General features: G+C 44.0%; 7 protein-coding genes and 1 tRNA gene. 3 read left to right on the forward strand and 5 right to left on the reverse strand.

Features of this window, described 5'->3' with window-relative positions:
* Window positions 1-153: 153 nt before the first annotated feature.
* The 4 genes from HQR03_RS13555 to exaC all read right to left on the reverse strand — a co-directional run bounded on the left by HQR03_RS13555 (window position 154) and on the right by exaC (window position 5314).
* Window positions 154-1797 carry a GMC family oxidoreductase gene (locus tag HQR03_RS13555; RefSeq protein ID WP_173240505.1) on the reverse strand — a complete coding sequence of 548 codons (1644 nt, stop codon included), beginning with the start codon at window positions 1795-1797 and terminating at the stop codon, window positions 154-156.
* A gap of 218 nt (window positions 1798-2015) precedes the next feature.
* Window positions 2016-2342, reverse strand: coding sequence for a DUF779 domain-containing protein (locus tag HQR03_RS13560; protein WP_173240507.1), 327 nt, complete (start codon window positions 2340-2342; stop codon window positions 2016-2018).
* 320 nt (window positions 2343-2662) lie between these two features.
* Entirely contained in the window at window positions 2663-3691 is a 1029-nt protein-coding gene (gene adhP, locus HQR03_RS13565) for an alcohol dehydrogenase AdhP (protein WP_173240509.1), read from the reverse strand.
* 96 nt (window positions 3692-3787) lie between these two features.
* Window positions 3788-5314 carry an acetaldehyde dehydrogenase ExaC gene (exaC, locus tag HQR03_RS13570; protein ID WP_173240511.1) on the reverse strand — a complete coding sequence of 509 codons (1527 nt, stop codon included), beginning with the start codon at window positions 5312-5314 and terminating at the stop codon, window positions 3788-3790.
* Window positions 5315-5588: 274 nt separating this feature from the next.
* Between exaC and HQR03_RS13575 the strand changes: the two genes are divergently transcribed.
* From HQR03_RS13575 to HQR03_RS13585, 3 genes are all read left to right on the forward strand, one after another.
* Entirely contained in the window at window positions 5589-7529 is a 1941-nt protein-coding gene (locus HQR03_RS13575; protein WP_173240513.1) for an AAA family ATPase, read from the forward strand.
* A 129-nt stretch (window positions 7530-7658) separates the two neighbouring features.
* Window positions 7659-8813 (forward strand): type I glyceraldehyde-3-phosphate dehydrogenase, encoded by a 1155-nt coding sequence (locus HQR03_RS13580; RefSeq protein WP_173240515.1) that lies wholly within the window; start codon window positions 7659-7661, stop codon window positions 8811-8813.
* Window positions 8814-8935: 122 nt separating this feature from the next.
* Window positions 8936-9026, forward strand: a tRNA-Ser gene (locus HQR03_RS13585).
* An 85-nt stretch (window positions 9027-9111) separates the two neighbouring features.
* Here HQR03_RS13585 and HQR03_RS13590 read toward each other — a convergent pair.
* Entirely contained in the window at window positions 9112-9843 is a 732-nt protein-coding gene (locus tag HQR03_RS13590; protein WP_217271608.1) for a hypothetical protein, read from the reverse strand.
* Window positions 9844-10434: the final 591 nt, after the last annotated feature.

Here is a 10434-nt window from a genome sequence, read left to right on the forward strand (position 1 = left end):
TGGTTGCAATCTCACTTTGGTCGGTGGATAAAGACTTTGATGCTAGCGCATCTAGGTCTTTTTTTCACCTCATATTTGGTATTGCACTTCATGTGTTAATCTAAGTATTAAAAAAGAGCACCCGTAATAAGGTGCTCATCCTTCTTCTGTCTCTTATGAAACAGCTTGCTCAACGTTTTCATGTTTGGCTTTGATAAGATCGGCCATTTTTTCAGCAATCATAATCGTTGGTGCATTGGTATTGGCGCTAATCAACGTTGGCATGACCGACGCATCAATCACGCGTAATCCGCTGACGCCGCGCACTTTTAATTCTAAATCGACTACGGAGTTATTATCTGACCCCATGCGGCAAGTGCCCACCGGATGGTAAATGGTATCTGACTTATTGCGAATATAGCCAAGCATGCCATCTTTTTCGATATAGGGGGCAGGGTAGTCTTCGGTAATATATTCGGCCATTGGAGATTCTTGCATGATGGCGCGCGTACGCTCAGCGCCTGCTACCATGTACTCTACATCTTTAGGGTGTGATAGATAGTTTGGATCAATCAATACCGCATCTGAGGGATTGGCAGAGTCCAGCCTGACCGTACCGCGACTCTCAGGACGTAGGTAGCAGGTGTGACAAGAGACAGCGAAGCCACGTTTGATATCACGGCCATGGTTAATCACGCGCGAGATCACAAAGTGCAATTGGGTATTTGGCCATTCTTTTGGATCATCACCGACGCTAAAAAACGCGCCCGCTTCTGCATAGTTAGTAGACAATAGGCCAGTGCCATCCTTTCTCCATTGGCGTATGCTCTTGGTTAAGGTCGAAATAGTCGCCAAGCCAACCCCAATGACATCTTTGGTATTCACTTCATAATCAAAAACTACATCCAGATGATCTTGTAGATTGCCACCGACTTCAGGGGCATCGACCACGACCTCAATACCGTGCGCCTGCAAATGCTCAGCAGGACCAATGCCTGATAACATTAAGACTTTAGGGGAGCCAAAAGCACCGCCTGATAGTATGACCTCTTGGTGTGCCATAACCGCATGCTCGACGCCATCTTTTTCATAAGCGACACCAACGGCTTGTTTGCCTTCAAAAATGACGCGGTTGGCTTGGGCGTGGGTGATGACGGTCAGATTTGATCGGTTTTGTACTGGATGTAGATAAGCCGCTGCCGCAGAGCAGCGTTGACCTTGTTTTTCGCCATGAAAATGGGTGACTTGATACAATCCTGCGCCGTCTTGCTTTTCACCATTAAAATCTGAGTTGTGATCAAGACCATTGGCAACGGCCGCTTCTACAAATGCTTTGGAGATATCGCGCGGACTGAGTAAGTCACTAACATGCAGCGGTCCGCTGTCACCGTGTAGTTTATCGGCACCGTGTACATTGTTTTCTGCTTTGATAAAGTAGGGCAGTACATCTTCAAACCCCCAACCTTTACAACCTTGCTCAACCCAGCGTTCATAGTCTAGCGCACTACCACGGGTGTAAATCATAGCATTGATGGCCGATGAGCCACCCAAACATTGTCCACGTGGTTGGAAGCCGCGTCGATCGTTTAAATGCGTTTGAGGAGTGGTGTGAAAACACCAGTTATTTAATTTGAGAGGTTTACCTGGTACCAAAAGAATTAAGCCAGCAGGTACGCGTACCGCGAGGTCTTTACCATCGCCGCCATATTCTAATAAACAAACACTAATGTCTGGGTTTTCTGTGAGACGGCTGGCAAGTACACAGCCTGCTGAACCGCCACCAACGATGACATAATCAAATTTTGCGTCGACTTCCATGTTCTATTCCTTGTAGCATCCATGCTAATCAAAACGAGCTTTTCAAAGTAAGCTACTCTTTACAATATCTATTATTTTGCCAGAATAATAAAATAAAAATGACTAGAGCGTGTAGATAGAGAAAATAGACTATCTATAGGAGCCTATTGATAGGTTTTTTGAGGATATTTAGCAGTATTTATCACCATTTCGAAATAAGGGTACGCTCTAACAGCCATTTATATTGAGCAAATTTCTGAACGTACAATAAAGCGTTTGCCTTCAGGAATTTCTAGCGAAAAGCTGGCGCCACGCCCGTCAACCACATCAATGGTCAAATCCGTATTTTGCCATAATTTGTACTGCGCTTTGCCCATATAGAATGGACAGCCAGCAATCTCACCGACCAATACATCTTGGCCGCCTACCTTAAACTCACCTAGCGGATAACACATGGGGGAGCTACCATCACAGCAGCCACCAGATTGATGAAACATCAGCTCACCGTGCTTGGATTTCAGTAGTTCGATTAAGTCTATGCAGGACTCTGTCGCTTTGACTTTCATGATGATTTCCTTATCATATAGAATGTAATTGTAGAAAACGTCTCATTAGCTATGAGCGTCTTATTAAGTATAAGTGTCATACTGTATGAGAATATAAAAAGCCGTATCGTTTTCACTCACATCATTTATAGCATGTGAATGAAGACGATACGACTGATGGTTTGTGATTAAATGTGTGAAGCATTAAGACAATGTCAGAATCTCACAAGCAATATAGTCAATCCTCTATAAAAGAGTTACAGCGTTAACCTCACTTGAGGTATCACATATACATCTGCGCTCGGTTGCCTTGACTCTCTTTTAAACTGAATCAACTATAACTACATACTGTAGTCAATCACAATGCGACCTTCGATTTTGCCGTTACGCATACGTTCAAATATATCGTTGATGTTTTCCAACGGCTCAGCGCTAACAGTGGCTTTTACTTTACCTGCTGCTGCCATGTCCAACGACTCTTGTAAGTCGAGACGCGTACCGACGATAGAGCCGCGAATGGTAATACCGTTGAGCACCGTATCAAAGATAGAAACAGGGAAGTCACCAGTTGGTAAGCCGTTAAAGACCACCGTGCCACCACGTCTGACCATGCTCAACGCTTGATCGAACGCGATAGCAGATACGGCTGTTACTAACACGCCATGAGCACCGCCAATTTCTTCTTTTAAGTAAGTACCAGGATCTGTATTTTTAGCATTGACGGTAATGGTCGCGCCTAGTTTTTTGGCAAATGCGAGCTTTTCGTCATCGATATCGACTGCCGCAACGTTGAGTCCCATCGCAATGGCGTATTGTACGGCCATATGACCGAGACCACCGATACCAGAAATAACAACCCAATCACCAGGCTTGGTGTCGGTCATTTTAAGACCTTTGTACACGGTGACGCCTGCACATAAAACGGGTGCAATTTCAATCGAGTCAACACTTTCAGGGATGATACCGACATAGTTGGCATTGGCCAGTACGTATTCTGAAAAGCTGCCATTGACTGAATAGCCTGCGTTTTGTTGACGCTCGCACAAGGTTTCCCAGCCACCTAAACAATGGGTACAGTGACCACAAGCAGAGTAGAGCCAAGGTACACCGACACGGTCACCTTCTTTTACATGGGTAACACCTTCACCAACGGCAGTAATCAGGCCAACGCCTTCATGTCCAGGGATAAATGGTGGGCTAGGTTTTACAGGCCAATCGCCTTCGATAGCATGCAAGTCAGTATGACAGACACCAGATGCTTGCATCTTGACGACAATCTCACCAGCGCCTGGCGTTGGAATATCAACTTCTTCGATCTGTAATGGTTGGTTAAACTCATGTAATACGGCGGCTTTCATTTTATTACTCATATAATTCTTCCTTGTTAGAGTTGTTGCATAAAAATAATCTGTGAATATACCTAACACACTTTGCAACCTCGATTGCAAAGTGCTTCGAACGTTGGCTTAAAAGAACCCCATTTTTTTAGGATCGTAAGACACCAGCATATTTTTGGTTTGTTGATAATGATCCAGCATCATCAAATGGTTCTCACGGCCGATACCAGACTGTTTATAACCACCGAATGCAGAATGCGATGGATAGATGTGATAGCAGTTGGTCCATACGCGACCAGCTTGGATGCCACGTCCGAAACGATAAGCCTTATGTACACTACGTGTCCAGATGCCAGCGCCTAGACCATATAATGTATCATTGGCAATGCTCATGGCTTCTTCGTCGTCTTTAAAGGTTGTGACGGCGAGTACAGGTCCAAAGATTTCTTCTTGGAACACGCGCATGTCATTGGTACCCTCAAAGATAGTCGGCTGCACATAGTAGCCATCTCCCAAATCTCCTTCATGTTTGGCTCGTTCGCCGCCAACCAATACTTTGGCGCCTTCTTTTTTACCGATATCAAGATAAGAGAGGATTTTCTCTAACTGATCTGAGCTAGCTTGCGCACCAATCATGGTATCGGTATCTAATGGGTTGCCCATTTTGATCGCTTCGACACGGGCGATACAGCGTTTAATAAACTCATCATAAATGCTTTCATGAACCAGAGCACGCGATGGGCAAGTACAAACTTCGCCTTGGTTTAGTGCAAACATCACTAGACCTTCAACTGCTTTGTCCAAGAAATCGTCGTCTTCATCCATGATATCGGCAAAGAAAATATTTGGACTCTTACCACCAAGCTCTAGCGTTACTGGAATGATGTTTTCACTGGCGTACTGCATGATGAGACGACCAGTGGTGGTCTCGCCAGTGAAGGCCACTTTATTAATACGTGGGTTAGATGCTAGAGGCTTACCAGCTTCAACACCAAAGCCATTGACGACGTTAAGTACGCCTTTTGGCAATATATCAGCGATACCGATGGTTTCTAGCATGAATAAAATAGAAGCTGGCGTTTGCTCAGCAGGTTTGAGTACAACGCAGTTACCAGCAGCAAGGGCAGGGGCAAGTTTCCAAACTGCCATTAGGATAGGAAAGTTCCATGGGATAATTTGACCGACGACGCCAAGTGGCTCATGGAAGTGATAGGCGACCGTGTCATCATCGATTTGGCTGATACCACCTTCTTGAGCGCGAATAGCACTGGCAAAATAGCGAAAGTGATCGACAGCTAGTGGAATGTCGGCAGCCAAGGTTTCGCGTACGGGCTTACCGTTTTCATAGCATTCAGCAATAGCGATAGCCTCTAAATTGGCTTCCATCTTATCAGCGATTTTTAACAATAGATTAGCGCGTTCAGTGACACTGGTTTTGCCCCATGCGTCTTTGGCGGCATGAGCGGCATCAAGGGCTTTTTCAATATCAGCCTCTTTTGAGCGTGCGACCTGACAAAAAACTTTACCATCGATTGGACTTGAGTTATCAAAGTATTCGCCATCGATTGGCGCGACCCACTCACCATTGATAAAGTTGTCATATTTTTTGCGGAATTGAACGGGGCTTTTTTCAGTATTGGGATAAGCGTATAACATGAACGATTCCTTGTTGTGTACTATAGTTATATGGATAAACATACCTGGCCTTCCTGACCAAGCTATGACTCTATCGTACTGAGCTTTGGCTTTGAGCGATAATGACTTTTTATAATGATATATTTCGTATCATATAACTTTAGGTTATGTAAGCTTGACGGGTTAAAGTGGTTCGCAAAACTGGCGTAGCTGTTATAATTGTGGGCAGCTTGTCCCTCATAATTTGTGCTTAAGCTCTTTTTCTTATTACTATTAACTAAATTGGTTTAGATATATGCGTCAATCTTCTGCTCTTGATATCTTAAAAACGGGTCAAAATGTATTTTTGACGGGCTCAGCAGGTTCAGGTAAGACCTATACTCTCAACCAATATATTGACTATCTACGCGCGCGCCGTGTACCTGTTGCCGTCACCGCGAGCACGGGTATCGCGGCGACACATATGAACGGCACAACCATTCATAGTTGGTCGGGTATCGGCATCAAAGATGAGCTAACGGATCGCGACTTGACCAATCTATCACGCAAACAATTCTTAGCGGATAGATTAAAAGACACGGCAGTACTAATTATCGATGAGATATCCATGCTGCATGCCAAGCAGATCAATTTGGTCAGCCAAGTCCTTAAACATGTACGTAAGAATGATAAAGCCTTTGGTGGTATTCAAGTCGTCGTAGCAGGGGACTTTTTTCAGTTACCGCCTATCGGTAGTAAAGGTGAGAGCAATCGTGAGAAATTTGCCTTTATGTCGGAAGCTTGGCTCGATGCCAAGTTTCATATTTGCTACTTATCTGAGCAACATCGTCAAGTGAGCGAAGCGGCGAATGGCGGACTTGATTTGGACGATATTCTCAATCAAATTCGTCGTCAAGAAGTGACCTTTGAAGCGATTGCGGCGCTAGAGGCCACCTTTGATCAAAATGTCGATATCAAACGTACGCGTCTTTATACGCACAATCTCAACGTCAATAAAATTAATGATAAAGAGCTTGCGGCGTTAGAGGGCGAAATGATGCGCTTTGAGGCTACGTCCACTGGTGACAGTAAGCTGGTCGAAACCCTTAAAAAGACGGTTCGTACTCAAGATGAGCTTATTCTCAAAGTTGGTGCTAAGGTGATGTTTATCAAAAACAATACCGAGCTTGGCGTCTCTAATGGCACCATGGGTGAGTTGATAGGCTTTGCCGCTGTTAAGATTGATGATAGCAAAGACAGCAGCGAAGCTTTAATTACAGACGATGACACCAGTACTGACAGTGATGAAGATGCTGCTAAAAGTAAAAAAGGCGCTGCAAAAAAAGAGAAAGACAGTGATAAAAAGCAGACAAAAGACAAAAAAACAACGACGCAAAAAATGCCTGTGGTCAGGCTAAATTCTGGTCGTGAGATTATCGCTGAACCAGAAGAGTGGATGATTGAAGATGAGACTGGTGATGTGCTGGCAAGCTATGAGCAAGTACCGTTGTGTTTGGCATGGGCAATTACCATTCATAAGTCACAAGGCATGACCCTTGATGCGGCAGAGATTGACTTATCGCGCACCTTTGAGCTAGGACAAGGCTATGTGGCCTTATCACGGCTAAAATCGTTGGCAGGTCTACAGCTGCTTGGTATGAATGACATGAGCTTGCAGCTTGATCCATTGGCACGCGGTGCTGACAAACGCTTTTTAGCATTATCTGATGAGGCTGATGCCAATTATGCGATGCTTGATGAAGAGAGCATGACGCAGGCACATGAGAAGTTTATTTTAAAATCGGGCGGTACGCTAAGTAAGTCAGTGATTGATGCTTATGCCAATTTGCAGAAGAAGCGCCGCGAGCAACAGCAAGCGCAAATAGATAAAAAACAGAAGCTGGGCAATCAAATCTCTGATAAGTCAGAAAGCACCTTGCTAGCGACCCGAATCTTATTAGAAGAGAGTTTGTCCATTGCGGAAATCTCGCAAGCGCGTCAGTTGTCGCAATCGACCATTATGCGCCATATCGGTGAATTGAAGTCGCAAGACCCAAGCCTCGCCTGTGATCATCTGCGTCCCGATGCCGAGGTGATGACAGCGGTAGGTAATGCTTATGTGGCGATTAAAGTCGCTAATAATCCGAACGACTTTAATGATGATGGCAGTATCAAACTGCGTCCAATATTTGACCATCTTAAGCAGAGTATTGATTACAATACCATTCGTCTAGCTTTGATCTTTATCACGCCTTAGTGCTTGCTAAACGTACCAGAGCTTTTAGCCAACCATAAAAGCGCTGCTTAAACGGCAGATTTTATAGCTTGTTGGTTTGGTTTCATAGTCGCGCCCTTTTATATACCCTTATTATAGCGATGCCTTTTTATGCCTGATTTTTCTAGCGCTACTTATCAATTAACTTCTGATCCTGCTGTAGCAGCGACGTTTTATGCCACCAGTGAGCATACGCAGCCACTTAGAGTCGCTATTAACGGCTTTGGTCGTATAGGGCGTAATATATTGCGTGCATTGCTAGAGCGCTTTGAAGTGTTGGGTCGAGCCATTCATGTGGTCGCGATTAATGACTTAGCCGCCGCCGATATTTTATTGCATTTATTAAAATTTGACAGTACCCATGGTCGTTTAAGTCGACTGGGCGTTAGTGCTGAAATTGTAGCTGGAACTGGGGCAGTTGATGATAATAGTAAAAGTCAGCTTTGCCTGACAAAAAACAATCATACCTATTGTATTAACATGCTCTCAGAACCTGATCCAAAAAAGCTACCTTGGCAGGAACTGGGGGTTGATATCGTGCTTGAGTGTACGGGTCATTTTCGCTCTTACGCGCAAGCGCAATTGCACATCGAAGCTGGCGCCAAGCAAGTCATTATCAGTGCTGCACCCTTTGATGATGTCGATGCTTGTATCGTCATGGGCGTTAATACCGAGGAGCTCACGCGTGAGCTGCCGATTATATCGAGCGTCTCTTGTACCACGCAGGCGTTGGTGCCGCTGATTGATACCCTTGATAAAGTGTTTGGCGTCAAGTCAGCGATGATGACTGAGATCCATGCGGTCACAGCTGACCAGACGGTGCTGGATCAAGCCCATCGCGATCCAAGGCGCGCGCGTGCGTCCGGTCATAATATTATCCCAACTACTTCTAGTAGTATCGCTGCGACAGAACGGGTGTTGCCAGCGATGGTTGGTAAAATAAATGGACATTCAATACGCGTACCAACTATTGATGTTGCAGCCATTGATGTGGCATTCGTTTTTGATACACCTGACGTGAGTATAGAGGCGGTTCGTGACGTGCTTAAAGCGGCAAGCAAAGGTCGTTTGCTCGATATAATGACCTATACCGATGAGCCATTGGTATCAAGTGACTTTATACATCAGCCTGAGTCGCTCATCATTGATGGTCAGCAGTTGATGCAAGTGGGCGAGCAGTATAAGGTTTTTGCGTGGTACGACAACGAATGGGGCTATGCCAACAGGCTGCTAGATATGTGCTTGCATTTAGCTTCGAGTAAATAGCTGAATAAAGAGCTTAGGACAAATGATAAGTCATTGATTTAAAAACATCTTCAAATTAATTTCATTTTTTTAATATGAACCGCTTGCATTCTTATTTCATATCGCTATAATGATGCACAAATGGAGACGTGGCAGAGCGGTTGAATGCACCGGTCTTGAAAACCGACAAGGGTTCATAGCCCTTCGAGAGTTCGAATCTCTCCGTCTCCGCCAAATTCGAAAAGCCCCAATCAGTATTGATTGGGGCTTTTTTTATGCCATTAACACAACGACTTTTATAAACTTAACAATCAATCGCTTATTTTGCTAGCAACTCATCAAACTCAACTTGCTGTCCATCTGCCAATATCAGCGTACCCTCATTAATATTTATGGTCACGTCTTGTGCATTTCTAATCGCCCGCATGACATTGATATCTTCAATGCTACTTTCGATAATAATCTTGCCGGACTGCTCGGGCTCAATAGACGGCGCAAACTTCGTCAGCGGTACATTGAACTTCTTACCTTGAGTCAGTTTGGCGTCTTGCATCATCAGCGTCCCTTGAAAGCTTTTAATAGGCACAGTGCCATGGTTCGACAGCATAAACTGTAGTTTTACTTGGTTTAAGCTATCGCTATCACTGGTCTTGACGGGTAGTAGGGCGATTGGATAATTTTGGATATTCGCACTTTCCGCTTTTTGACTGGTCACAATTGGGCTTTTTTTACCCGTTGGATTGTTAGGGTGTAGGCGCTCGTATTCGCGCTGTTGTACCAAGGCTTGCTTGATGGTGATACGCGGCATCGCACCAGACTCGTATGCACCACTGAGCTTCATCCGTAGCATATAGCGGCTAAGAACTTGCCTGTCGCTCTCAGGAAGCTGTGCAAAGGTTTTGCCCAGCTTCTGCTGCCATTGGTCAGAGTTGGTCGGTATGGTCTGCTTAGTGGGGTCAGTTTGCGGCTGTGAGCAACCAGATAGCGAAAGCAGCGCTAAAGTAAGCGTGACCAATAAAGTTCTGTTCAGATACTGTCGTAAACCAATCATCACTTACCTCCTGATAAACCTTTATTAATTTTTGATAGTAGCGTTAATATACCGTTTTTTCGACTTCTCGTATTTAATTATAGCTAAATACTGTGTTAAATTTTGCAAGGTTAAAGTGTGTACTCAATCTGAACGAAATTGGCTGAATGGTCTAAAAATGATTAAATTTCCCCAAAATGTGTCAAATAACTGGTCAATATCTCAATAGTATCTGCGCTATTTTCCTTGTTTGACTGCGATTTATCTCATTTTTCTCATCATTTTAAAATGAGAATACGACCTAATTTTTTTAACAGAGGAGTATAAGGCGCATGATAATGAAGCGAATAGAAAGCGCTTTTATAAAAAAGGATTTTATAAAAAGAGGGTTTACAAAAATAAAAAGTAAGTAAGGATGTAAGTATTGAACGCCATAAAAAAGGCTAAACGCTATTAAGCAAACTTAGCCTTTTTCTATATAAAATTCTTCAATATGGTTAGTATAGTCAGCTCAAAATAAAATTGTTATGGTTAGGACAAACATCATAAAACAATTTGGATAAGTCGTTTTCCATCCAGCCTTGGCGTAGAAACTTCACCTGAGCCCATTTC

This window comes from Psychrobacter okhotskensis (assembly GCF_013248965.1).
GTDB lineage: Bacteria > Pseudomonadota > Gammaproteobacteria > Pseudomonadales > Moraxellaceae > Psychrobacter > Psychrobacter okhotskensis.